Origin of the sequence: Argonema antarcticum A004/B2, from assembly GCF_023333585.1 — a bacterium.
Classification (GTDB): Bacteria; Cyanobacteriota; Cyanobacteriia; order Cyanobacteriales; family Aerosakkonemataceae; genus Argonema; species Argonema antarcticum.
This window is the reverse complement of sequence record NZ_JAIQZN010000086.1, coordinates 1-23,270: the sequence shown is the minus strand read 5'-3', so window position 1 is coordinate 23,270 and position 23,270 is coordinate 1. Positions and strand designations below refer to the sequence as shown.

Below are 23,270 nucleotides of genomic sequence, written 5' to 3'. Positions count from 1 at the left end.
ATGTCAATCGCATACAGTAAGTCAAAGAAAATACCAGTAGTAGCGATCGCATTTACAGTCGGCGCTTTTTCAATCTTAGGCATCATGGGTATCGGTTTGATGATGTCGCTCAAAGAGCGAACAGTAACCCAAACCGACAAGGTTCTCGCTGCCAAAGTAAAACTAGCTGATGCAAACCGAAAGTTTTTTACCGAGACGGGCAGTTTCGATTTCGGCTCTCTTAACCAAAAGGGAGAAGTGATTATCCAGAATCCCGGTTACCTGGAACAAACATTACTAGCTGTAGCCGCACAAGATAAAGCCAAAGCTCGGCGCATGATTGACGATAAGAACAGCCTTGCCTATCGCCAAGAAGAAACTTATGCCGCATCCCTTCTTGAGCTTGGCATCAAACAGGAAATGTCTAGAGTAGCTCTACTTCCCCCAGATAAGATTGTCGAGTGGAGAGTCTACAAATCTTCAGGCGGACAGTGGATAAAGTCGCCAGTTACATCGGCTCGTAAATTGAGCCACTTGACAGCAGATTTAATATCAAATCGCCTGGGGCAGCATTCAAGGTATTCCGTAGATTATTCATCCGTAGAAACAGTTAGCGGCCTCGGTAAATCCCTGGATGGTGCCACTAAAGCTACTTATGACCTGTACCTCGCCAAAGGTATGGACAGACAAGTTAGAGAATTACAGACACTGGAGATGCGCCAAGATTTCGCACCCCAGAGATATCAAATTGTCAAACCGGGTGAATTTGGCGCGGCAATTAAGCCCAATCCCAACAAGGGAAATCCCAAAGAAAGCGAGCGACAAGAATCCAAAAATCCAAAAGCTATTCCCAAAATAACCAAACCTAAAAATTAACTTAGGGGGTGAAGAGCAAATGGCCGCAACCAAGATAATTCTATCGATATTGATGGTTATATTCGGTACGGTTTTAGCGGGTACAACCAGTAAAACCAACACACTTAACTATCTCGATAGTACAAACTGGCCAAAAGAAAGAGCGAGCAAAAATTCGGGATTTCAGTTCTGGGGTGGGGTGGGTGTGGCCGGGGCAGGACTGATATTTCTGAGTTGTACTTTACACGAATTGAACGAGGTAAATAATTCTGATGAGTTGAAAGTCCCAGAAACACCAACCCAACATTCAGAAGGTAATCTGATCCCTTTCCCCACCCAGAAAGTAGAAGAACCTCCCCTTGGGCAACCGCTAAGTGAAGATGACTTTGACTCTTTAGTTGATGCGAAACTAAATCAAAAAAACCGGAGCTAAAAAATGTCTAGAGAAAGAGAAATGAATCCTTTGGCAATGAATGACCCCGATAGCTTAGCAGCGGCAATTCAACAATCATCTGGGGTGAATACGAACCTAAGAGAGGGCAAAATGATTCCGCCTGGACCCGCCGGAGCCGCAATGCAACCATTCAGTGTTTACGTTATGCCGCATCAACAAGCTTTAGCACCGAGTCAGCCAAAAGTTCCTCAGCTGTTGGTTCCAATCGTGAGTTGGTGGAAAGTTCACCGCCTGCACATCGACCACGACTGGGTATTTTTCTGGAGATTTGTATCGGTACTGGAAGCATTAGTGCAGCGTCCAGTCAAGTCTTTCAAAAACTTAGGCGTAATCACGGGTACTCTGGCCGGAGCGACCATATTTGTAGTTGGCTTGTTCGTGGTCTGCGTATGGATTTTTGGCGTGAAAAACACAGGCGCTGGAGTGAGAAATTCCGATTATCAACCGCCGCCGGAAAATTTTGAGTACAACTACAACTTACCCCAATATTAAGGGGCAGATGATATAGCAACTTTAGGGCGATGAGGGCAACTCCAACTGTTACCTTTAGTCCATAATCCCTTACGGAATAAGCTTTTTCCTCTTCCCTCTTCCCTCTTCCCTCTTCCCTCTTCCCTCTTCCCTCTTCCCTCTTCCCTCTTCCCTAGCCCCTAGCCCCTAGTCCCTAGCCCCTAGCTATAGCTGTGGAATTGAAATTAATTATCGAATTAGATACAAGCAAACATCAGCCAGTTCCACAGCAGCTTCCTTCACCAGAACATCAGGGTACGGTGTCCATGTCAGCGCCCAGTGGAGGAAGTTCCCCAGCGCAAGAGCAACATAAAGAAATCAAATCTGGCACAACGGATAAATGGGATTGGATATGTGTAGGGCTCACAATTCTGTGCTTATGGCAGATTGCTATCCCGTCACCTCAAAAAGCAAGAAGATCGGAAACACCGACATTTGCTAAATCGCCATCTGTAAAGACTGCACCGGCAAAATATGCTGGTAAGCTAGTTTTCCCACTAGGAAGAAAAAGCTTTGCTACTACCAGAATCACCGATTTACCGGGTAGTCCCAGACCCAACGGAAGGATTCATGCGGGTATCGATTTGGCAGCTTATCAGAATGATGTAGTTGCCGTTTTACCGGGGGCAGTTGTTGAACTCAAACCGGATTCTAGGGTCGGTGGCATTATCGGCATCGAGAGTAAATGGCGTGGCAAAACAGTCAAGCTGAGGTACGTACACCTAGAACGAGGGCCGTTGCGATCGTTTTCTCTAGGCGACAAGGTGCAAGCTGGACAGAAGTTGAGCTACATCAAAAGCAATTTCCCCGGTAGTTCTGGCCCTCACTTGGATCTAGAGGTTTACGTCAACGGCGAATTGCAGTGGCGTCCGCAGGATTTCTTGAAACTAGCCGTTGTTAATCGTTGAATGTTTGAAGGAGAAATTATGAGTAGGTTATCTGTTGCTAATCTAAATATGCCCGAAAGCATAGAATCTTGCGAACATCAGTTAAAAATTGTTTGTTATGCTTGGGCGTGCGCGAGCGCTAGCTTTGATATTCACTATGCTGATTTGCTTGCGGAGCTTAAAATACTTTTAAGGTTTGGCCAATTTGGGAAAAAAAACCGATAATCAAGGAGCTAGTCTATTATGTCCAAGAAATTAGCTAAAAAATTCCCATTATTTTCCGGGAATGCTACTCCATATGTTTTTCTGTCTCTGCCCAATCGCCACAAAATATTCCAGATGGTGTCAGCATCTTTTCGTTCTCAATTTGAGTTGGAAATTGAGCTAAAAAATGCTGGGTTTATTCCCGAAAAAGACTTTCTTGTTTATCCAGATGGATTTTCGTATAAGCCGAAAGTTAAAGATTTTTTAGATAGCAGCCCTGCATTTGCTCGTTTCCTACAAAGCGCAGAAGTTATTAGAAAAATTTATAACCCTCGTAATGAACAATAATGGAAACTAACTCTCTAGCACCACCGCACAGCGGCGAAAATGCAGCGATTACCTCCGGTAGTGCGATCGGTGCGATAGGGCATCCGCCCCGAAGAGCGATCGCGCCAGAAACTCTACAAGCAGCGATCGCCAAACTGTTCAATCAAGGTACTCCATCTGAGCAAATTGCTCAAGGGCTACTTGCTACTACTCCTGAGCATTACCAATTGGGGATGAACACCCTGGCGCTGCTCCAGTTTCAAGCAAACATTCTGCAAGGTGCTGGCGCTAGCTTTGAGCCTTATTACACCCACATATTCGATTTACTGTATCAAGCGCTTCTCTGGAACGACCCAGACAAAATTCTGGAGATTTGCGCGACCAAGTGTAATCGCAGAGACTATGCTTTCTGTGAAGTCGCGGTTGATTATATCGAAAAGAACTACGAGCCTTCCTGGTACGAACAAAAGGCACTTCAAAATCAACTCTACCAAATGTACAAGTCGGGGGCTTCACCAGAAGATATAAGAGCCGAAGTAAGTGGTAAGAATAAGAAATTTAGACAGATTGTCGAAGCTGTTGCAGAAATAGCAGTTCAGTATCCTTGTCGGTTCAATATCGCACAGATTGGGTACTCAACACCAAAATTAGATATAGCAGAATCGAGCAATATTACGACAGAGCCTCATCTTAAGAGTAAATCTATTTCGCAGCCAATTGACCAGTCTGTAGATTACTGGACTCAAGATGAAGATGCGAGTGAGTTCATGGTCACCGAATCACTAGCTCGCTCGCCTGACGACCCGATTTTAGAAGATTTTTCAGACACCCAAAGTACAATTCTTAAAGACACATTCTCTAGCTTACCGAATTATTCAAGAGTAGTTAGCGTCAATCCAAAAGAACCGCTTCTGCTGTCGCAATATGAAGAGAAAAATTTACTTTTCACGGTTGCATCATTGGAAATTTCCGCCCTAATTGCTGCGCCCAGCGGTACGGGTAAGTCTACTTTTTCCAGAGCGTATATAGATAAATACTATCAACTACACCCAGATGCAAATTTTTATATTTGTTGCCAAAAAAATGATTTTTGGCTGGGATTAAGAAATATTCCCGGCGTAATAGCCATGCCTCATTATGATGAAGAAACTGGTTTATGGAATTTTGACCCAATTCTGCAACATATTAGAAAAGTTAACTCTTTTCTGAACCAACGAAGGTGTTTGCCTGAAGAGCAGCGGTCAGGCTTACCCAAAATCGTTTTATTTTTGGATGATTATTATTCAATTTGGAATACTATAAGCGGTAGCAAAAAGTATGCGACTATTAAAGATTTTCTTACCGAATCTTTAGCCAACATCATTACGCTTGGCAGAGAGCTTGGCATTACTGCTGTTATACTTACGCAAAGTTTTAATTTGGAATCCCTCGGACTGACCGATTCTAATATTAGAGACAATCTGGCAATTTTAATATTTGGGAATGTTGTAAAAACTCTTCAAGGGATACAGGGAAACTATAATGCCATCTACAAAATTATCAAAAATTCGTTTGTAGTCGGTAGCGATTCTAGTAGAGCTAGAATGCTGGCTCTACTAGACAAATTGGTTCCAGTTTCGATGGAATTACAAAGACCGATCGCTTTTAGCAGTATTGGCGATGGCGATTTAATGCTTTTACAAGACTATCGTTGGAGCAAAGATTGTAGATTGTCTGACTCACAATTAGATGCTATCGCGCAAAGATTTGGTTGTGTAAGGAATGTGGAGCTAAATTAATGAAACTCAAGTGGACAAGAGTGGTTTTAGGAATTTGCATTTTTGTTCTTTGTGTCAAGAAAGGTTGGGTATCAGTTCCCAATAATATATCTTTGAACCAAATTGTACCGAAAGTAAAAGTCAAACCAAAACAGCAAACCAAAACAAATAAACCTGAAATAGTTGAAGTTGGCAGCAATCTTTCCCAATCAGATGTATGGAGCGAAATTTCTATTGCTGCTACAAATCCAGCGGCTCATCAAGCGACCAAATGTAACACTCCAAAAGATAAATTTTCTTACCTCATGTATATCCAAGGTTTAGGAGAAAAGTATTGTGACCAAACTGTCAATCAAAATTCAAATTAATTCGTTAACTCAAAAAAGTACTGACTCTATGGCTGAATCATCTTCAACTATCATTCAGTCGCCAGCAACTTATTGGCAACCAGAGCCGATAATTCAAGAATCTCTATCTCCCACCATTAAGCCTGAGAAACAAGTTGATGCTGTAGCGATCGCTTTGGGAATAGTTTTGTTAATTTTAGTATGGGGAAACGAGCGAGCAAATTTTATTAAAGCTATTAATAGCCAGAGCGAAACCACGACAATAATGGCATCAGATAAATTTAGACAGAAGATAGCACTAGAAGCATTATCAAGGGTGCGAAACGGTGAAAACTTTCGACCCGGTGTATCCGCACAATGTATGTTCTGGGTGCGTTCTGTACTTGAAAGTCAAGGTATAAAATTACCTGTTTCCCAACATCCATTTGATGAAGGAGTGCGGGGAAATGTGGCAGCACCAGGAATGGCTCAATCGCTATCCGGTTCGGACATAGGCACGCAAATTCATCGGATACAAGATTTGAAACCTGGGGATTTGGTGTTTTATTTTAACACTTATGGCAATGATCCGCCCGGTAGCATAACTCACGTAGGAATTTATGTTCTCGATCGGAAAATTGCACATCGACCTACTGCTTCTGGTAGGGTAGTTTTAGCTTCGGTTACTCAATACAAATTCGGTGTGGCAATAAGAATTCACGACAAGTTTCTCAAGGGTAAGAGTACCAAGTCATGACTAAGCTAAGATTAGCTCTACTTTGTGCAGTTATGGCAGCTTTATTTGCTACACCAATCAATTCGAGTGTAGAAAATATCTTGTGCGAAACTAAGACTCCCTTGTGTTATGGATGGAGATTTCCAGATAAAATATTAAACGAAACTCACAAAGCTGCGGCTGTAGGACTGGTGTTAGGATTGGTAATATACAATCCGACACGCAGCGCTCTAGCACAAAACAAATCTGGCGGTGAGGAAAGTTTATCAAAGTTACTGAATCTCACACCTGATGAGGTGGCTACTTTGTGTTTGGGGGCGCTATGTTTGGTGTTAGCTAACACGCCCCAATACAAAGCAGCAACCGAAGAAGTTACCTCTAATGTCAGAGCATCTCTTGCTAATAGCAAAGCTTCACCTAGTTTGAGCGCACTTTTCAAAGATATGAAATCCTCCGGTGTGCTGGCTATCGGTGCGGCTGAGGGCAATTTAACTTTGGATGGTACTAAAACTAATAACTATTTTGGACATACCGATCCCGGTAACGGCGTGCGTAACAGGGGATTTTGTTCGTGGCAGGCTGGGCCAGTTGCTTCTGTGTCAGAGGCGGATCTTAAATGTTTGAACAGAATTCGCTCGCGCATCGGTCATGTAACCAGTTTATTTCAAGATGCTGGATTGGCTGTCAACAAACATAATAGTGCTGCTATCGCGGCTTTGGATTTGTGGAATCAGGCTAGTCCTAGAGTTTATCAGCGCTTTCCTTACACCTATGCAGCCGCTTTAAAAGGCGGTAAAAAGGGTCAATTGGCTATAGTTCATGCCAGGGTGGAAGCTTTTAGAACAAATGGCGTCTTAGCAGCGGCGGGTTTATTTAAAATTTGTCGCACGAGTTCTTTCTATATAAATAGATTGCCATCCCAAACAGGCAGTGAAGAGTGGCGATACAACTGCATCAGACTGGATCAGCTACGTCGTCAAAGAGAAATCGATAAAGCTTTGTCCCTTAAGTAGAAGGATGACATATTATGTGCCTAAAAATTCGTTCTCCTCCCGCTCAAAAAAACTCAAATCAACGACGATTATCTAAACAATTACCGGACAGTAATCATGAGAAAATTAAAAACCACCCAACGCGAAATTTCGACTCAACCATTAGGTCAAGTTGTACAATTTCCTCAACGTCAAACCGCTTGGACAAGTAAAAAAGCTAGCCAAAAAACTCTAGGCTTGCCTGTTTGGGCAGTATTTAGCCTTTGTAGTGTGGGATTCGGAATTGGATTTGTAGGAATAAGCTTCCTTCTTTCAAATAAGAAAGACTATCATCCCATTAAGGATAGTGAAAGTCGAACTAGAGTTAGCGATTCTTTTTACAGAACTGCTTCTCTGCCGTCAGATGATGTAAGCTCCGTGCGCGAGAACGATTTTTCAAACGTTTTAGCACCGGAAATACCTGCACAAAAGCCAACAGTACCGCCATTACAGAGCGAGCGAATCAACAAAGATGTCCAGAAAAAACAAGTTCAATTGCCAAGGGTGTCGGTAGCGCTATCCAAACTGCCAAGTATTCCGAAGATTCCCAGTGGGTTGAGACCTAAAATATCAATGCCTATGCCACCAAAACTGTCTGCAATACCACCAGGGCCTAGAATAACAGTACCAAATCCGTCAAATGCGATCGGGGATGCTATCCATAGTGTGCCAGCAATACCTAAAATGCAACTAAAGGTGAATACAGAAGCTCTAGAACATACCCGGTCGAATGCAATGGCTTTAAGTCAGAAAGCAGTGGTTATAGCGGTAGCAGCCACTCCCAAAATTGCTCGTTCTATTGATGCGACTGCGGCGGTGGTAGCTAGTAGAGCTGGTGATGCCGCTAGTCATACGGTTAGTGCTGTTGATACTCTGGCACAAAAAGGAACTCAGGCAGTACAAGCTGTCCAAAATTCTGGGACTGCTACACCTCAAATTGACGGCGGTGACAGAGGTGATTCCGGTAATGACGGCGGTGGGGCTGGCGGTGAAGCTGGTGCTAGTAGTGGCGGGGGACTTCCTGATGGGGCAAAAGGTTTGGGTGGTGGCAAGTATCAACTTCCTGATGGCACTTTAGTACAACAAGTTGATTGCGAAACAGGGCAACCCATAGCACGCTGATAACTGGAGTATAGACGATCGCATTGTTGGTGCGATCGTCTCCTATTTTCCCGCCTTATTCAGCCCATAAGCTTCTATTGCCTTGAGCTTTACGTTTCTTGCTGCCTGGTAATTAGCATCATCTGCATGACCTCAATTGCTACAAATAAACTTTTCACCATTGCGGTTAGCTTTATCAATATGCCCACATTTAGTACAAGTCTGACTGGTATATTGAGGATTAACTCGATATATTTTCTGGCCTGACTTTACAGCCACATATTCAATTTTTTCGTCTATCTTGCATTCGAGAAATTCTATGGCAACAGTCTAAATACAAAAGCAAAATCATTGTAAATCTACACGCAGATAGAGGAAAAATAAACTTCGTCTAATAGTGTTTATGGTAAAGAGCGCGAAAACAGGCAGAAAATAGCAATGCAAAAGTTGGCAGTATTCGGTGGGACAGGGATTATTGGACGCAGCATCATTGAATATCTTGATACTCAGGATGATTGGCAAGGCATTGGGGTTGCCCGTCACAAGCAGCAAATTTCGGAATTGACGCCTTTTGTAGAATTGGATTTATTACAACCATTCCTGTATGATGCTGCCCTAGAGCAATTTGCTGATGTTACCCACGCAGTTTATGCAGCTTACGTTAGCCACGAGGATAAATTCAAAGAGAACGAACTGAACATCCAGATGTTTCAAGGATTAATGCAAGTACTGCAAAATGCTGCTCCTAACCTGAAACGAGTTATTTTGATGCAAGGTGTGAAAGCTTACGGTGTCCATCTCGGTGCCTTCAAAACTCCAGCCAAAGAAACCGATCCACGCCATTTGCCTCCCAATTTTTACTACGACCAAGAAGATATTCTCAAAGAAACCGCCAAGCAACAGAGTTGGGAATTTACCATCCTCCGTCCAGATGTTGTATGTGGGTTCTCGATCGGTACACCGATGAGTATTGTTCTGGTTATCGCCGTCTACGCTGAAATTTGCCGATTTTACGGTCTACCGATGCGCTTTCCAGGTAAAGTAGGGGCATACAATGCGCTGGCTCAAGTGACGGATGCGGAACTATTAGCAAAAGCAGTGCTTTGGGCTGCAACTGAGCCTCGTGCAGCAGGAGAAACCTACAATATTACGAATGGCGATCTGTTTCGCTGGAAATATTTGTGGGCTCAATTGGCAGATTACTTGGAAATGCAGGTTGCTGAGCCTCAAACTATCTCTTTATCGACGATGATGGCGGATAAAGCACCCATTTGGCAGGAAATTCAGCAGCGATATAGCCTTAAACCAGTTGCGTTTAAAGATTTAGCGGCTTGGTGGTTTGGCGACTTCATTTTTGGGTGTGATTACGATGTGATTTCTGATACAACGAAAATCAAATTGCACGGTTTTAAGGAAATTGTAGACACTAGCTCCATGTTTGCGCGGTTGCTCGATCGCTATCGGCTTCATAAAGTGCTTCCAGTAGGCAAATAAAAAATAGCTTCTTGTGGGATGAGCAGATGTCTTCAAAATCTCAACGACCGCTGAACGGGCTGTGGCAGCAGTTTCAACTCAAACCGGGTCAGCCCGATATTTCTGCCAGTTTGCAGACCTTTGTATTAGTTTTGGTTCCAAAAATTAATAGTTGCTGGAGACTTTGACAAGAGTACCCTCAAGGGTACTGACAGAGTTTTGTTGAGTTAATAAAGTGAAATTGTAAACTATTAGTTTGGACGGCAATCATTTGCTAGTCCAGATCTAGCATTTTCGAGCGGGTCAACAATAGTTAACAGTTATTTCTAATTAGGAGAAAGGTAAGGTGACTAAAGTAACTAAAATTGACTGGACTATTAAAACTGGTGAGCAGTGGTGGAGCGGAACTGACACGCAGATCAAAATTGAAATCTATCGCGACAACGATCTTTTGAAGCGCCTCAACCTAGAACCAGGAAATACCCCGCGTCTCAATCGCTCTGAATTAGCAACATACTATTGGGTGTTTCAAAATCCAGATGGTGTTGGTGTTTCTGTATCAGGCACAGCCATTCCTTTCTACCACGATTTTCCTAATGGCGTTCGCGGGCATCTGCGCGTTAAGCTCATTGCTAAAGGAGATGATGCTTGGGATAAAGATTGGATTGAAAGCAACGTGTATTCAGGCGAACTAAAAGGAGTTCCTGGCACAATTGATTCAGTAGTATGGGTCGAAAACTGGGAAACGTTCTTTTTCGGCAGGGACATTGTTTTGAGTACCGATAGCTCGGAAGGATTCACCTCGCTTACTCTCCAGTATTAGTGGGAGTCTAACAACCCTGGTGTAGTGGACTCTCCCCGCATTTCTCACAAAGAAAGCGATCGCCAATCGCAAAAGCCTTACTGGATAATGGTTTCAGCGTGCAAACACCCAGTTTTCACATCCAACAGTGTGTAAACTGGGATCAATTCAAAATTATCGTCAACAAAAAATCATTTTATCAACAAGGTTTGAGAGCCGCGTCGTTTTTCCGCCCCGATTTAAAAATATGGGGCTACCAGACTCCCGATTTTATTAAGTGTATACTTATACAAATATTAGAAACTTACCATCATCATCACAAATCTATGACCCAGCTTGACCAATGTGCTTTAAAAGCTCGCAATAAATTAGTTGCTATGTTCCTGCTGTTGTTTGCCATAGATGCTACATTGGTGTTCATGGCACAGGATAGGTGGGCTATCGGTCGTATCTTACTAACGATTGTAGTAATGTACTTTGTTTTACAAGGACGTTCATGGGCTAAATGGCTCTTGATGAGTATTTGTAGTTTGGTATTTGTAGTTTTGATTACAATGGTTGTTGGATTGAGTTCAAAGCTCTCAACTACCCTTGTTGTTGGCAGTTTGATTATGGCGGTTCTCAGTGCCATTATTCCAATATACATGGCTACTAACAAAGATTTAAATCGTTATTTTATTTATAAAAGACAAACTTATTCCCAATCGCCTTAACCTCTAAAAAGCTATTTATTAATCGCAAATAATTTAACTTTAATGGCCAACCTAATTAAGGATTTTCTTATGTAAATCAATGTAACGTAATGTTAACTAATGTAAAGTGACTTGATGCAATAGGTGAGGTGATGTTAGTCACAAACACGGCTAACTATCAGCCGATAATCCCAATCGTTGTTACTTTGAAACGTTTGAGTCGAAGTGCGGTCAGCGAATAAATCTAATTGTTGTTCTTTCAGCCGATTTTCCATAATTATAGCAGATTTATTCACCGGCTAATTGATTGATTAAATAGTTTAATTATCATCGAAAAATCACGGTTAATATTTTATTTCTTACCCCTCTAATTCCTGATAATTTTGAATTGATATCAGTTCACACACTGTTGGATGTGGAAACTGGGTGTTTGCACGCTAAAACCATTATCCAGTAAGGCTTTTGTGGTTAGCGATCGCTTTATTTGTGAGAAATGCGGGTAATGGCACTGGCAGACTTACCGTGAGGCGACGCACCTTGGGGGAAAAAGGGAGCGAGTATGCCCATATCGGTAGAATTAGTGATAATCCACAGTACCCTCGTACTAGCCAAACATGGACGTTCCACCACTCAGGGTGGTAAAAATATGCCAATCCGACGGTTAGCACTTGCGCGATCGCGCACCTCAAAAATCTCCACCCAAGCGTTACAAAATGGCGTTATTTATGACAGAATATTTCTTATATACTCCTGTAATTTGATGAGGTTATAGGGGTATAGTTCGAGCCAGCCGACGCGATCGCCACCCCAAAATAAAAGTATGACTACTCCATTAGCAATACAAGCGACTCAGATTCCGCTCGTCGATATTAGCCCTTTGATATTAGGTACTGAAACGGATGAGATGGCCACTCAAATTCGTCAAGCTTGCTGCGATAATGGTTTCTTCTACATTGTCGGACACGGTATTGATGAGCAATTGCAACAACGATTGGAGCAACTAAGCCGACAGTTTTTTGCTCAAGACATAGAAACCAAAATGCAGATTCGGATGGAGTTAGGGGGTCGGGCGTGGCGTGGTTATTTTCCAGTCGGGGATGAACTGACCTCTGGCAGACCGGATTTAAAAGAGGGGATTTATTTTGGCACTCAACTAGATGAAACGCATCCATCCGTACAGGCAGGTGTTCCGATGCACGGGGCCAACTTATTTCCAGCTATTCCTCTATTTCGAGAAACAGTCTTGGAATATTTAGCTGCCATGACTCAACTCGGACAGGTACTCATGGGAGGAATTGCCCTCAGTCTAGGATTGGAAGCGTCTTACTTTCGCTCTCGCTACACTGCCGATCCTTTAATTTTGTTTCGCATCTTCAACTATCCAGCTATGAGTAAGGAGCAAGAATCATCTTGGGGTGTAGGCGAACATACAGATTACGGCTTGCTAACGATTCTCAAGCAGGATGATTGTGGTGGCTTGCAAGTAAAGTCAAAGTCCGGTTGGATTGATGCGCCGCCTGTTGCCAATTCGTTTGTCTGCAATATTGGTGATATGCTCGACCGCTTAACAGGTGGGCTTTACCGCTCTACACCACATCGGGTTAAAAATCTCTCAGGGCGCTCCCGCTTATCATTTCCGTTCTTTTTCGACCCCAATTTCTATGCCGAACTACAACCGATCGAACTCAATGGTTTCATCGTTAATGATCACAAAAACGAACGTTGGGATTTTTCTAGCGTACACTCGTTTAGTGGGACTTACGGTGATTATCTATTAAATAAGGTGGCTAAAGTCTTTCCACAATTGCGTCAGCAAGTCTTATAGTCTGTATTTTACACTGTCAACTGTCATAACTAAAGAGGTAGTGTAGTTAGAACAATTAAAATTTTTCTTCTCCAAGATAATTGGCTTAATTTAAATTTTTTCTTGGCTTATTTTGGTGTCTAAAGCTTGCAGGTAGAGTTGTCATGCTTCGAGCATCTTTCAAACGGTATCCCAACATTTGGAAGTAGAGTCCTTGTCGAGCCAGGAGATCGGTATGGATGCCATCCTCAACGATATTACCCGACTGCATAACAAAAATTCGCTCGCACTCGAAGACAGTTTCCAATCGATGCGTGACCAAAATAATAGTTCGATTCCCACGTAGGCGCTGGAGAGTTTCTATTACCCACTGCTCGTGCTTTAAATCCAACGAACTCGTAGGTTCATCAAGGATAAGTATAGGCGCTTTAGTAGCTAAAGCCCGTGCGATCGCTAAACGTTGTCGCTGTCCGCCCGACAGGTTCTGACTTCCTTCACCAAGCATAGTATCGTACTGCTCTGGCAAAATATCGATAAACTCAGCTGCCCCTGATTCCATCGCCGCCTGTCGGATCTCATCGAAAGTCGCATTAGTGCAGCCGTATGCAATATTTTCGGCGATCGTTCCGGGAAAGAGCGGGCTATTTTGGGTGACGAGGGCTATATGTTTGCGGACATCAGCAAGCTTAAGATTGCGAAGGTCGAAGCCGTCGAGAAGGACACTTCCCTCGGTCGGGTCGTAGAAGCGTGGCAGGAGATTGAGCAGCGTACTTTTCCCCGTCCCACTAGCACCCAAAAACGCCACCATCTGACCGGGTTTAATACTAGCATTGATTTCCCTTAAGATGGGCTGTTCTGGGTTGTAAGAGAAGCTGACATGGGAAAAAGCGATCGTGCGAGGACGGACAGTCAGCGTTACCGCGTCAGGCTTATCTGCTATAGCAGGTGACTCATCTATAACTGCAAAGATGCGATCGCATGAAGCTACAAAGGTTTGGATCTTAGTAGTGAATCCTAAAACCCAACCTAACGGGTCCCACAATTGCCCCAAGTACGCCATAAATACGATTAGATCGCCAGGAGTTAAGCTGTTCGGGACGGGATGCAAGAACCGATCGCGATAAACCAGATATCCCCCATAGCCGAAGATTACTGCACCTCCCAGCGCAAAAATTACCTGAATGGCGAGTGGAAACAAAGTTTCCTGCCAGTTAAGTCGCCAAGAGGCAGCAATACTCTGCTCGACTACTCTCACAAAGCGCTGCGACTCGGTTGCTTCTCGACCGAAAGATTGGATTAGTCCGATCGATTCTATCGATTGCTGCATAGTGGAGGTCATCAGTGCGTCGATCCGCTTGGACTCTTTGGCTCGATGTCTGATCTTTTCGCCGAAGTACCAATTGGCGAGGATCATAAGCGGTGTAATTGAAAGTGCCAACACGGTAAGAAGGACGTGGCGCGACAGCATAATGCAGATCATCGCTGTTAGTGTAACCGATGCAGCGGTAGAGCCGATCAGCGTATCGATTACTCCCCAAGGGCCAAGACTGTCATAGCTCAACCGATAAATAGCATCGCCCTGCGATCGTTCTTTGTGCCAGCCGAGACTAAGTGCCTGTAGTTTATCGTATAATTCGGTGCGAACCCGCATGGTTCCGTTGTACTTGATGCGGTAGTTCAACATTGTACGCAGCATAATGACGGTATCGCTCAGGATCTTGAGGCTCATCCCCACGAGCGCTATGCCGACAATTTGGTGGACTTTGCTTTCGCCGAAAGGAGCAAGAAATAATTGATGAATCCAGTTTGGTTGGGGATTTGGCGAGAGAACGGTATCGACTAAAATCGCCATCGGCCAAGCATTAAGCAGATTCAAAACCACTGATGCGCCGATGAGAACCAGCAGAGCCGCGATCGCTTTTATTTCTTGGCGGAAGTAGGAGAGCGATCGCACAACGATCTGCATCAACCAACGTTGGCTTATCGTGCAAGATATAAATTGCTGCATAAAGAAGAAATGTAGTCTCTAATACATAATTCCCTCCTGAAGATATTTTTGCTACAAAACATACGCAAACACGTAAAACAACGCGGTCTTCGTCTACCAGCTTGGTCATGCTTTTCAAACGTCTTTGTCGGCAGTTATCAAGCGCTGGGCGGCGAGGAGCGTACCATCGCCGCGCACGGCAGTAGCGATGGATTGGGCACGGGCAGCCACATCGGGCTGGAGCGCGTTTCTGAGAGCACTCGTCAGCGAATCGGTGGTTGGTGTCCCCGGTGCGTGTGCGGTTCCGATGCCCAGGTGGTGAATGCGTTGCGCCCAGTAGTGCTGGTCGTACATCTGCGGGATGATCACTTGAGGCGCACCAGCTCGCGCGGCGGCGGTGGTGGTACCCGCGCCGCCGTGGTGGACGACGGCGGCGACTCGTTTAAACAGCGCCTGCTGGTTGACCTCGCCTTGAGCGAGGCAGTCCGGCTCGTTGTCTACGACAGACAAGTCAGCCCAACCACGCGACACGATCGCACGCCGTCCGATCGCACGGGCTGATTCAATCGCCACCCGGCTAAGGTCTTCCGGCGCGCGGATGCTGCCGAAGCCGAAGTAAACGGGTGGTTCCCCAGCGTCGAGGAACGCTTCCAGTTCGGGGGAGAGTGGACGCTGATCCGGCAGTATCCAGGCACCAGTTTGGAATACGGCTTGGTCTGCGGGGTCAGGCCAGGGGGCTAGCGTCGGGTCGGCAGCGAGCCAGGGTCTTGAGGTGAAGATGTGGCTGCGTACATCATCGACTGCAATAAGTTAAAACCTTTGTAGAATAATGTCCTAATTCCCTAAAATTAGAATCCGATCACTTTTACGTTTCAGCCTTCAACAAAAGCCAAATTCCCCTGTTGTTTGCTTAAAATCCCAGTGAAAAACTCGCTCAATGAACTAAGATAGAAAAGGTTGTGCTAACTTGCTCAAATTTCCAAATGAGGAAGGGGAAGCAACAGATGAGCCAATCAGAAGTAGACTTACCATTTTATCTATGGGAAATGCACCACAAACAAATTCTAGAGGTGGGTGTAGTTTCCCAGTATCGCACTTGGTTAGCTGATAAATTAGCAACAGGTTCTCATGGTATCTGTTACGGCGATACCTATATTGGCAAATCAGCGGTGACGATGGATTTCGTGCAACGCCATAGCGGAGTACCGCAGAGAAAGGCAATGCAGGCTGTGACAGTGATTTACTACCACCCGTGGCCAGCAGAAACTTACAAGTTCAGCTTGCAGCAGATAGCTTTTGATATCTTTCCGTGGGTTAATAATGTAGATTCGATCCGCAAGCGCTTCAACGGCAATACGACATATTGGGAAAAGAAGCTGGTAGAATTCCTATTAGCTGCTTCCACTCGTTTAATCGTGATAGATGAAGTAACTCATTACTCGCAAAAAGTAATGGAAACGCTGCTGAAATTTTTGACAGAAGCAGTTCCCCATATCGGGATTGTTATTATCGATTACACGCCCAAAATTCAGTGGCGGATGTCGCGCAAACCGCTATTGACGCGATGGTGCGATCGCTTCTTATTTCCTAAGCTAGAATTAACAGAAGCACTGCAAGTTTGTCAGCAGTGGGAAGAAGAAGAATTGGGTTCTAATTACCTGAATTGGGACAGTCAATGGGGACAGCAAGTAGCGGCAGCTTGTGAAGGACATATTGGTACTTTGCTTCAGATATTAAATAGTGCTTACCAAGATTTTCTCTTCCAAAAAGCTGAAACTAGAGTGGAAATTGAGCAAGGTATTAGTGAAGAGGAGGAATGCAATACTTTAATGAATTGGGATGAATATGAAACCCAACGACAAAAGGTAGACCAGGCGCGTGGTAGCGTAACTTTTAATGGGGAAACGGATATTCCATCTTTTTCAAAAGCGTTATTATCAAAGGCTTCTGAAACTTTAGCGCGTTTCCGAGAACCAGTATTTGCACCTCATGTTTCTCAAGAATTAGTAGCAGAACTCGATGGAGATACTGAGGCAGCAATTATCGTTCACACAATTCGAGAAATGGATTTGGATGTAATTCTAAGCGTTCCCAAAGAATATCAACCAAACGATGAGTACGTTTTAGCAGAACAACTTCCCCCTTTACTATTTGATGTTGAAAATTATATTCATCCACTTTATTATCACGAAACTGTAGCCAAGCTGGGGATTACTGCTAGTTCGATCGCTTCTTTAATGAACTGGTTTGTAACTGACAAGTATACGCGAGATGGGCGGCGTTTTCCCGATATTGCTAGAGCTAAAAAGAAACTGCGAAAATTGGAATCTTTGGGCTATATAGCAGTTAAGCCTGGTTCATCTCCGGCTGCTTATATTAGTTCTGAAGTTTTTCAGGCTATTGTTAAACGAACCAGGCTGGATTTAGATTCAACAATTGGAAATTAATTGGAATTATTTCTAATTTTGGTAAAGAGTACCACTCTAAAATACCTCAATATCTCAACTGAAATTTTCAGCTTATCAGATTTTTTTTGCCGAGCGAACGCCTAAACCCGAACTTGATTCAGAATTTTCTTGAGGCGGAAAATAGTGCTTGACTAATATTATCTCTACCTCGTTGCTGATTTTGCGATCGTCTTTTTCAGCCGCGAGTTTAATTCGTTCGAGTAAATCTTCATCTAGCGATAGGGTGATTCGTTTTCTTGCCATTTTCAACCGTTGGGAACACTCACTACTATCGTATCATTATGAAACGTATGATAAGTATGACAAGTATGCTATCCTAATCGTGTAAAGGCAGGAAGCTGTCGATAGAACAGTCCCAGCCACCAAGCCCCGAAGCGCCGTTCTTACCGTGTAAGCAGCTTCATTGGGCTTCCGTTGGCGAGGACATAAAGCCCCAATCCCCAAAAACAACCAGGGCTTGTAAATATGAACGAAAACGAGATAATGTTGCTGGCAATCGGCAACGAAATTCAGCATATCGAACTTGAACGACTCAAGCCGCATCCTCGCAATGACTGTTGAGCCGATCGCTCGGAAAATAAGGAATAACCTCGCTGCTAAAAAAGCTAGTTGTGCAGAAGATTCAAATTTGTCCCAGTCAGCTGATGGGGAAGGCCCAATGGAAAATTTTCCATTGGGCCTGCTCAACTTGGAGTTGACTGGAAAGGAAATGGAACTGACGGAAAATCTCGTGGCGGCTATAGTGGGTTTGGGGTGCGGCAGAAACTACCGGAAGGGGCGTACCGCTATACTAGCTGCTGATGACCTCAAAAAATACTGTCCCGAATTGGCGAGAGTGTGGCTTGATATTATTAACCACCAAAGTATAGACGCGGGGTATCAAATCGCGAAGATGCCGGAGAATAAACGCAGGGATACGCTGGAAGCGATCGCATCGGGAGCAGCCAATACTGTTAAACAAGCCAAAGCTTTGATTAAAGCTAATCCTCCATGCTCATCTTCCCAGGTTGTTAGCGCCAATGTTGATGGAGATCCACAACCTTCTCCAGATGCAGAAAATGGTGTGGCGGCGGAGGTATTAAATGAGAATGTAGCATCCAAACAGCATTTTACTCCTGAGAGCGTAGGGTCTTGGGTGATGGTGAGAATACCTTTGTTTCCTCTAGATAAAACGCCGGAAAGGAAGTGGAATGGATACTGGGGCAGAATTACGGAAGTTGGGACGACGCTGAAGGTGGATATGGGGCCGGAAATAGTGCCTCTACTTGAATCGGATGTGGTGGCGATCGAAGATGCAATGCCGAATTTCGGCGAAGTAGCAGAGCGGGTTTTGAGATTGCAAAGCTTTGAGAGGGTGCATGAGTTTGGGAAAGTTATTTTGAACAGGATGCAGCAAACATCATGTTGGGATGCAGCAGCGCTGGCTTATTTGGATGCTGTCGAACAAATTGAGGTGACGTTCTCTCCCGCCCGAGCTTGCGCTATAACGGGAGCTTCTCAATCAAAATAGAGATAGCTGTACACCATCCCAGTCTGATAGAGCTTCGCGCTTCACGGGCTGAGTATCCCCTAAGCCTCCACGCGCAGGCAAGATGAGTCCCACCTCGTTTAATGCTCGTTCTAATATATTCCGAGCTGCGTTCTCGTCTCTGTCCATTTGCAACCCGCATCTATGACATTCATGCAGGCGAATAGATAGAGTTTTCGGCACTTTTACTCCACAACCTGAGCAATTTTGAGACGTGCCATAAGGACTTACTTTTACCACTCGGACGCCGCATTTAACTGCCACTGCCTCCAAGATGGTAATGAACCTTCCCCATGCCGCATCCAAAATTGATTTGCTCAACCTTGTACGAGCAAGTCCTTTGATATTCAAGTCTTCCACCGCAATCAAGTCATATTTTTTGACAAGATTATGAGCAGTGTTGTAGTGAAAGTTTTCCCGGATTCTGCCAATTCGTTGATGAATTCTGGCTATTTTGTTTTTTTGCCGATTAGAGCGGTTTGAGCCTTTCTCAATTCTTGCTAATTTGCGTTGTTGACGAGCTAAATGTGACTGAGTTTTAAGGGTTATCTGCTGCACCGGAACCGTCTCACCATCAGACGTGGTGAGAAATTCCTTGAGCCCAACATCAATGCCAACAGCCGTTTTCACCTCGTCCAATGGCATCGGTTCGGGTACTTTTTCATCTTGTATAGAGATAGAACAGTACCAGCCGTCAGCTTTATGAACAATGGTGCAAGTTTTTAAGGTGAAGCCATCAGGGATAGGTCGATGTATGATAACTGGCATCTCTCCTATCTTTGACAGTTTCAACATACCATTATTGAGATGCGCTCCAGCTTTAGGACAGTTAACTCGCGGATAAACAAATGACCGCAGTTCACCAGCCTTTTTAAACTTCGGTCTACCACCTCGCTTACCCGACTTATCGGGAAATAGCCAACGCTCCCAAGCTTTGTTCAACCGTTGCAGATTGACCTGCTGTGATTCAGACCAGATGTTTTTGTAGTCAGGGAACAGCACCTTAGTCTGCTTTAGGTGTGACTGCTGAGTGTAGTAGTTAACAGTTGCAGGTATCTCTCCGATTGGCTCGGAAACAATACTACAGCGGTCAATTTGACAACGGGTTCGTCGTAGCCAGTCCAACCTTTGCCCCAAACAATAATTCCAGTGACGGCGAAGCAACTCTAATGTATAGAGCATGGTGGCTTCTTGTTCGGCACTGGGTTTAATTCGGTAGCAGTAAGTTAGAATCATAACTATCATTCTATAGCTTATCGCCATCTATGACAACCGCCTACGAAAAAGGCTTTAGGTCTGTATACTCGCTTACCGCTCATATTGTATTTGTGACCAAGTATCGCAAGAAGGTTATTAATAAAGCCGTCCATGAGCGACTGGCTGCTATCTTTGATGAAGCTTGTTCAAAGTGGGAGGCAACGCTGCTAGAGTTTAACGGAGAAAATGACCACGTACACTTACTGGTTCGTTATCATCCTCAAATTGAACTGAGCAAATTTATTGCTAACCTTAAAACGGTTTCTAGTCGCTTAATTCGTAAAGAGTTCGGTGATTACCTCAACCAAATCTACCGAAAACCAGTGTTCTGGACTGGCTCCTATTTTGTTGCTAGTTGCGGAGGAGTAACGGTTGAACAGCTTAAAAAATATGTTGAGCAGCAAGCTACTCCAGAATAAGGATTCGCTGCCGCTCAGTTTTACGCTGGTCGGCAGGGGTCACCCGTTAACCCTACGGATATAACGGGTGACCCCTGCCGACATTTAGTTGGCACGTCGGGCGATCGAGCAGGCTTTGTAACAATGGTTTCGACATCAGGAGCAAGAGAGTCTAATGCAGGAGATGAATTTCACATTTTGTGGGCTGCGCGAAGGGCAGTCCGACTTCTCGATCCCAAGAGTGAACTCTACAAAGTGATGATGGAAGGGGTGTCAGCAGTTGATGCCGAGAGTCCTGAGGATGGTAAAGCTCTCTTTTTAGGGGTTGATCTTAGTGAGTACTACGGTGGAGAAGATTTTTCTACTGCAACAAGAGTTATTGCTTCACAACTCAAGTACAGTACACGCCACCATACGCAAGCATGGACAGCTAGCCGATTGTGCGTGATTCGCAAAAAAGGGCAAGCTTCAGTTATTCGGCGTTTAGCGGATATTTACAAGGGCTTTGTTCTAAAAAATCCTCGTGATGAGGTTATTAGGAAGCTCAGTATACGTTTAGTTAGCAACCAACCAGCAGCTGCTGAATTGCAGGCTGTACTGAGTAATGTCCAAGAAGTTTTGAAGGCGATCGCAGTCTCTACCCAGATTCAGACGGCTCAATTGCTCAAACAACTGCCAGCGCAGAATCACGATGTTATCAAAGCTTTACAAGCTGGGACTGGCTTGACGAGTGGTGAATTTACCAATTTTCTGCGGATTCTAGATCTGAGTAGTTGCGAAGAAGAAGCGCTGGAATTTCAACGCTTACTTTTGATTCAGGAATTGGGGCCTTCCATAAGCAATAACCCTACTGCAGCTTTACGAGATCTCTGCGAATTGATTCGACAAGAAGCTCTACCAAAAACAGAACGCTCAAAAGGATTGTTAGAACATGATGTTCTAGCGTCTCTCGGTGTTTACAATAGGGAGGCTCTTCTTCCAGCCCCTTCTCATATTCAAGCTGTAGAGTATGTTATTGAGACTAACGAAGCTAAAAAATTAGCTGACGTTATTACTGCAAGTGGTTGCAAAGTTTTAGCTCATGGGAATGCGGGTGTTGGTAAAACTACAACTATTCAGGGGTTATCCAAGTATTTACCGTCAGGATCTGTCGTAATTCTGTACGACTGTTTCGCAGGAGGCAATTATCTGGTCGCTGGAGATGAACGCCATACTCACAAACGAGCATTGCTTCACTTGACAAATGAATTAGCCGTTCATTGTGGCACTCCCTTCCTTATTCAATCAGCCCAGGATAAACCCGATCTCTACCGCAACTTCAGGAAATCCTTGGAAATGGCATCAAAGATTGTTGCTGCCCAAGGAGAGTTAGGGTTGCTGGTCATTGCTATCGATGCGGCAGATAACGCGATTATTGCTACTAAGGAGGATCTTAAAGACTGCTTCGTGCCTGCCCTATGGAGTATCCCTATTCCTAAAAACTGTCGTTTGCTGATGACCTCGCGATCGCACCGACGAGCAACCCTACAACCACCTCCGGGAATCATTGAATTTGAACTTCAAGGTTTCAATCGAGACGCATCAACAAATCACTTAGGGCAGGTATTTCCAAACGTCGATCCTCAGAACAGCGTGTTGTTCCATAATCACACCAATGGAAATCCGCGAGTGCAGTATTACCTGTTAGATAAAGCGAAAACGGCAGGCGCAAACGAAAAAGCTTTAGCACGACTTCTTAAAGACTCACGCAGTACCCCAGATGCTTTATTTGGCGATTTGCTAGAAGCTGCTGTCAAGGATTCCTCAGAACCAAATAAGTCGAAGCAATTATTATCGGCGTTGATTTGTCTGACACGCCCAGTTCCAATTCATATTTTTGCTGAGGCTACAGGGATCGTCTTTGAAGAAGCAAGTAACTTCTGTCGTGCATTGATGCCTGGTTTAGTCCTGGAAAACGATGAAGTATTCTTCCGTGATGAAGATTTTGAAACCTATCTACGAGATCGGCTAACGCCTAATGAATTGATCGCTGCTCAAAAGCAGTTGGGCGAACACTTTAAAGGGCTTGCAACCCAAGACAGTTACGCAGCCAAAGTAGTTGCAGAACATCTCTTTGAAGCAAAGCAGTACCAAGATGTTATTGAGCTAGCGATCGCTGGTCTTGACTCTTCAGTTATTCAAGATAATGTTCTGCGTCTCCAGGTCGAGCAAAGACGTATCATTTTGGCAATGAAATCTGCCTGTAAATTAGGTTGTGAAGATGAGGCTGTCCGACTTACCCTACTTGCCGCAGAAATTGCTCGTTCTAACAGTGCAGTCACAGAGTTGGTTCGGGAGAATCCCGAACTTGCGGCACGATATGGAGACACCGATAGCGTTGCCCGTCTTTACTCCCGCAACGAGAATGATTCGTGGCTGGGTTCGGTTCATCTCCGCATAGCTGCAATGTATGCTCGCGATCCAGCACAACGCGATCGCGCAGAAGATCGCCTTCGTTCAGCCGAAGCCTGGATTCGACGATGGTCAGCACTGCCAGAACACGAAAGACATCGTTGGAATCTCAGTATTTCTGATATTGCCTGTGGTGCGGAAGCTGTTTTCTGGCTGGAGGGTACAGACTGGAGTTTAGACTAACCGCGCTTTTAAGCGCGGTTAGTCTAAACTCCTATATCCAAGAGATGAAAGTAAAAAGAT

At 44.4% G+C, this 23,270-nt stretch carries 26 protein-coding genes; 20 read left to right on the top strand and 6 right to left on the bottom strand.

Annotated elements, in window-relative coordinates; all coding sequences use genetic code 11:
• The 10 genes from LAY57_RS27490 (at position 1) to LAY57_RS27445 (ending at position 8,188) form a co-directional block, all read left to right on the top strand.
• Positions 1 to 855 (top strand): hypothetical protein, encoded by an 855-nt coding sequence (locus LAY57_RS27490; protein WP_249070361.1) that lies wholly within the window; start codon positions 1 to 3, stop codon positions 853 to 855.
• Between the two features lie 19 nt (positions 856 to 874).
• Entirely contained in the window at positions 875 to 1,267 is a 393-nt protein-coding gene (locus LAY57_RS27485) for a hypothetical protein (RefSeq protein ID WP_249070360.1), read from the top strand.
• Positions 1,268 to 1,270: 3 nt separating this feature from the next.
• Complete coding sequence (locus LAY57_RS27480; RefSeq protein WP_249070359.1) at positions 1,271 to 1,780, top strand: hypothetical protein; 510 nt, start codon at positions 1,271 to 1,273, stop codon at positions 1,778 to 1,780.
• Positions 1,781 to 1,971: 191 nt separating this feature from the next.
• Positions 1,972 to 2,706 carry a peptidoglycan DD-metalloendopeptidase family protein gene (locus LAY57_RS27475; RefSeq protein WP_249070358.1) on the top strand — a complete coding sequence of 245 codons (735 nt, stop codon included), beginning with the start codon at positions 1,972 to 1,974 and terminating at the stop codon, positions 2,704 to 2,706.
• 222 nt (positions 2,707 to 2,928) lie between these two features.
• Positions 2,929 to 3,237, top strand: a complete 309-nt coding sequence (locus LAY57_RS27470) for a hypothetical protein (protein WP_249070357.1) — start codon at positions 2,929 to 2,931, stop codon at positions 3,235 to 3,237.
• Positions 3,237 to 4,994, top strand: coding sequence for a hypothetical protein (locus LAY57_RS27465; RefSeq protein ID WP_249070356.1), 1,758 nt, complete (start codon positions 3,237 to 3,239; stop codon positions 4,992 to 4,994). The genes LAY57_RS27470 and LAY57_RS27465 overlap by 1 nt, the downstream gene beginning before the upstream one ends.
• Positions 4,994 to 5,341 (top strand): hypothetical protein, encoded by a 348-nt coding sequence (locus LAY57_RS27460; RefSeq protein ID WP_249070355.1) that lies wholly within the window; start codon positions 4,994 to 4,996, stop codon positions 5,339 to 5,341. Before LAY57_RS27465 ends, LAY57_RS27460 begins: the two co-directional genes overlap by 1 nt.
• A complete protein-coding gene (locus LAY57_RS27455; RefSeq protein ID WP_249070354.1) occupies positions 5,310 to 6,056 on the top strand; it encodes an NlpC/P60 family protein in 747 nt (248 codons plus the stop codon). Before LAY57_RS27460 ends, LAY57_RS27455 begins: the two co-directional genes overlap by 32 nt.
• Positions 6,053 to 7,048: a hypothetical protein gene (locus LAY57_RS27450; RefSeq protein ID WP_249070353.1), complete on the top strand. Its 996-nt coding sequence runs from the start codon at positions 6,053 to 6,055 to the stop codon at positions 7,046 to 7,048. Before LAY57_RS27455 ends, LAY57_RS27450 begins: the two co-directional genes overlap by 4 nt.
• A 96-nt stretch (positions 7,049 to 7,144) precedes the next feature.
• Complete coding sequence (locus LAY57_RS27445) at positions 7,145 to 8,188, top strand: hypothetical protein (RefSeq protein ID WP_249070352.1); 1,044 nt, start codon at positions 7,145 to 7,147, stop codon at positions 8,186 to 8,188.
• A gap of 132 nt (positions 8,189 to 8,320) precedes the next feature.
• Here LAY57_RS27445 and LAY57_RS36665 read toward each other — a convergent pair whose 3' ends face one another.
• Positions 8,321 to 8,455: a zinc ribbon domain-containing protein gene (locus LAY57_RS36665; RefSeq protein WP_420839139.1), complete on the bottom strand. Its 135-nt coding sequence runs from the start codon at positions 8,453 to 8,455 to the stop codon at positions 8,321 to 8,323.
• Between the two features lie 150 nt (positions 8,456 to 8,605).
• Here LAY57_RS36665 and LAY57_RS27440 point away from each other — a divergent pair, with 150 nt between their 5' ends.
• The 4 genes from LAY57_RS27440 (at position 8,606) to LAY57_RS27425 (ending at position 11,155) form a co-directional block, all read left to right on the top strand.
• Positions 8,606 to 9,661, top strand: a complete 1,056-nt coding sequence (locus LAY57_RS27440; RefSeq protein WP_249070351.1) for an SDR family oxidoreductase — start codon at positions 8,606 to 8,608, stop codon at positions 9,659 to 9,661.
• A 26-nt stretch (positions 9,662 to 9,687) separates the two neighbouring features.
• The gene (locus LAY57_RS27435) at positions 9,688 to 9,828 is read left to right on the top strand and encodes a hypothetical protein (protein WP_249070350.1); all 141 of its coding nucleotides are present in this window, start codon (positions 9,688 to 9,690) and stop codon (positions 9,826 to 9,828) included.
• 158 nt (positions 9,829 to 9,986) lie between these two features.
• On the top strand, positions 9,987 to 10,463 hold the full coding sequence (locus LAY57_RS27430) for a hypothetical protein (RefSeq protein WP_249070349.1): 477 nt from the start codon (positions 9,987 to 9,989) through the stop codon (positions 10,461 to 10,463).
• Between the two features lie 98 nt (positions 10,464 to 10,561).
• Positions 10,562 to 11,155, top strand: a complete 594-nt coding sequence (locus tag LAY57_RS27425; protein ID WP_249070348.1) for a hypothetical protein — start codon at positions 10,562 to 10,564, stop codon at positions 11,153 to 11,155.
• Positions 11,156 to 11,580: 425 nt separating this feature from the next.
• Here the strand turns inward: LAY57_RS27425 and LAY57_RS27415 are convergent, their stop codons facing one another.
• On the bottom strand, positions 11,581 to 11,787 hold the full coding sequence (locus tag LAY57_RS27415; RefSeq protein ID WP_249070371.1) for a DUF6220 domain-containing protein: 207 nt from the start codon (positions 11,785 to 11,787) through the stop codon (positions 11,581 to 11,583).
• Here LAY57_RS27415 and LAY57_RS27410 point away from each other — a divergent pair.
• Entirely contained in the window at positions 11,694 to 11,906 is a 213-nt protein-coding gene (locus LAY57_RS27410) for a hypothetical protein (RefSeq protein WP_249070372.1), read from the top strand. The two genes, LAY57_RS27415 and LAY57_RS27410, sit on opposite strands and share 94 nt — an antisense overlap.
• Positions 11,907 to 11,954: 48 nt before the next feature.
• Positions 11,955 to 12,959 (top strand): isopenicillin N synthase family dioxygenase, encoded by a 1,005-nt coding sequence (locus tag LAY57_RS27405; protein ID WP_249070347.1) that lies wholly within the window; start codon positions 11,955 to 11,957, stop codon positions 12,957 to 12,959.
• 85 nt (positions 12,960 to 13,044) lie between these two features.
• Here LAY57_RS27405 and LAY57_RS27400 read toward each other — a convergent pair whose 3' ends face one another.
• Together LAY57_RS27400 and LAY57_RS27395 are read right to left on the bottom strand one after the other, a co-directional pair.
• Entirely contained in the window at positions 13,045 to 14,946 is a 1,902-nt protein-coding gene (locus tag LAY57_RS27400; RefSeq protein ID WP_249070346.1) for an ABC transporter ATP-binding protein, read from the bottom strand.
• Between the two features lie 114 nt (positions 14,947 to 15,060).
• A complete protein-coding gene (locus LAY57_RS27395) occupies positions 15,061 to 15,498 on the bottom strand; it encodes a glycosyltransferase (protein ID WP_249070345.1) in 438 nt (145 codons plus the stop codon).
• A gap of 431 nt (positions 15,499 to 15,929) precedes the next feature.
• On the opposite strand from LAY57_RS27395, the gene LAY57_RS27390 reads away from it, so the two are divergent.
• On the top strand, positions 15,930 to 17,372 hold the full coding sequence (locus LAY57_RS27390; protein WP_249070344.1) for a TniB family NTP-binding protein: 1,443 nt from the start codon (positions 15,930 to 15,932) through the stop codon (positions 17,370 to 17,372).
• Positions 17,373 to 17,447: 75 nt separating this feature from the next.
• On the opposite strand, the gene LAY57_RS27385 is transcribed toward LAY57_RS27390, so the two are convergent.
• Entirely contained in the window at positions 17,448 to 17,636 is a 189-nt protein-coding gene (locus tag LAY57_RS27385; RefSeq protein WP_249070343.1) for a hypothetical protein, read from the bottom strand.
• A gap of 280 nt (positions 17,637 to 17,916) precedes the next feature.
• Between LAY57_RS27385 and LAY57_RS27380 the strand changes: the two genes are divergently transcribed.
• Positions 17,917 to 18,903 carry a hypothetical protein gene (locus tag LAY57_RS27380; protein WP_249070342.1) on the top strand — a complete coding sequence of 329 codons (987 nt, stop codon included), beginning with the start codon at positions 17,917 to 17,919 and terminating at the stop codon, positions 18,901 to 18,903.
• Here LAY57_RS27380 and LAY57_RS27375 read toward each other — a convergent pair.
• Positions 18,895 to 20,157: an RNA-guided endonuclease InsQ/TnpB family protein gene (locus tag LAY57_RS27375; protein WP_249070341.1), complete on the bottom strand. Its 1,263-nt coding sequence runs from the start codon at positions 20,155 to 20,157 to the stop codon at positions 18,895 to 18,897. The two genes, LAY57_RS27380 and LAY57_RS27375, sit on opposite strands and share 9 nt — an antisense overlap.
• Before the next feature lie 29 nt (positions 20,158 to 20,186).
• Between LAY57_RS27375 and tnpA the strand changes: the two genes are divergently transcribed.
• Positions 20,187 to 20,597: an IS200/IS605 family transposase gene (tnpA, locus tag LAY57_RS27370; protein ID WP_249070340.1), complete on the top strand. Its 411-nt coding sequence runs from the start codon at positions 20,187 to 20,189 to the stop codon at positions 20,595 to 20,597.
• Positions 20,598 to 20,720: 123 nt separating this feature from the next.
• Complete coding sequence (locus tag LAY57_RS27365; protein WP_249070339.1) at positions 20,721 to 23,210, top strand: hypothetical protein; 2,490 nt, start codon at positions 20,721 to 20,723, stop codon at positions 23,208 to 23,210.
• The last annotated feature ends 60 nt before the right edge of the window (positions 23,211 to 23,270 follow it).

What these genes read in the sequence shown, in the direction of transcription:
- LAY57_RS27490 (WP_249070361.1), top strand. Translation starts at nt 1, where the DNA reads ATGTCAATCGCATACAGTAAGTCAAAGAAAATACCAGTAGTAGCGATC.
- LAY57_RS27485 (WP_249070360.1), top strand. Translation starts at nt 875, where the DNA reads ATGGCCGCAACCAAGATAATTCTATCGATATTGATGGTTATATTCGGT.
- LAY57_RS27480 (WP_249070359.1), top strand. Translation starts at nt 1,271, where the DNA reads ATGTCTAGAGAAAGAGAAATGAATCCTTTGGCAATGAATGACCCCGAT.
- LAY57_RS27470 (WP_249070357.1), top strand. Translation starts at nt 2,929, where the DNA reads ATGTCCAAGAAATTAGCTAAAAAATTCCCATTATTTTCCGGGAATGCT.
- LAY57_RS27465 (WP_249070356.1), top strand. Translation starts at nt 3,237, where the DNA reads ATGGAAACTAACTCTCTAGCACCACCGCACAGCGGCGAAAATGCAGCG.
- LAY57_RS27460 (WP_249070355.1), top strand. Translation starts at nt 4,994, where the DNA reads ATGAAACTCAAGTGGACAAGAGTGGTTTTAGGAATTTGCATTTTTGTT.
- LAY57_RS27450 (WP_249070353.1), top strand. Translation starts at nt 6,053, where the DNA reads ATGACTAAGCTAAGATTAGCTCTACTTTGTGCAGTTATGGCAGCTTTA.
- LAY57_RS27445 (WP_249070352.1), top strand. Translation starts at nt 7,145, where the DNA reads ATGAGAAAATTAAAAACCACCCAACGCGAAATTTCGACTCAACCATTA.
- LAY57_RS27440 (WP_249070351.1), top strand. Translation starts at nt 8,606, where the DNA reads ATGCAAAAGTTGGCAGTATTCGGTGGGACAGGGATTATTGGACGCAGC.
- LAY57_RS27435 (WP_249070350.1), top strand. Translation starts at nt 9,688, where the DNA reads ATGTCTTCAAAATCTCAACGACCGCTGAACGGGCTGTGGCAGCAGTTT.
- LAY57_RS27410 (WP_249070372.1), top strand. Translation starts at nt 11,694, where the DNA reads ATGCCCATATCGGTAGAATTAGTGATAATCCACAGTACCCTCGTACTA.
- LAY57_RS27405 (WP_249070347.1), top strand. Translation starts at nt 11,955, where the DNA reads ATGACTACTCCATTAGCAATACAAGCGACTCAGATTCCGCTCGTCGAT.
- LAY57_RS27400 (WP_249070346.1), bottom strand. Translation starts at nt 14,946, where the DNA reads ATGCAGCAATTTATATCTTGCACGATAAGCCAACGTTGGTTGATGCAG.
- LAY57_RS27390 (WP_249070344.1), top strand. Translation starts at nt 15,930, where the DNA reads ATGAGCCAATCAGAAGTAGACTTACCATTTTATCTATGGGAAATGCAC.
- LAY57_RS27385 (WP_249070343.1), bottom strand. Translation starts at nt 17,636, where the DNA reads ATGGCAAGAAAACGAATCACCCTATCGCTAGATGAAGATTTACTCGAA.
- LAY57_RS27375 (WP_249070341.1), bottom strand. Translation starts at nt 20,157, where the DNA reads ATGATTCTAACTTACTGCTACCGAATTAAACCCAGTGCCGAACAAGAA.
- tnpA (WP_249070340.1), top strand. Translation starts at nt 20,187, where the DNA reads ATGACAACCGCCTACGAAAAAGGCTTTAGGTCTGTATACTCGCTTACC.
- LAY57_RS27365 (WP_249070339.1), top strand. Translation starts at nt 20,721, where the DNA reads ATGGTTTCGACATCAGGAGCAAGAGAGTCTAATGCAGGAGATGAATTT.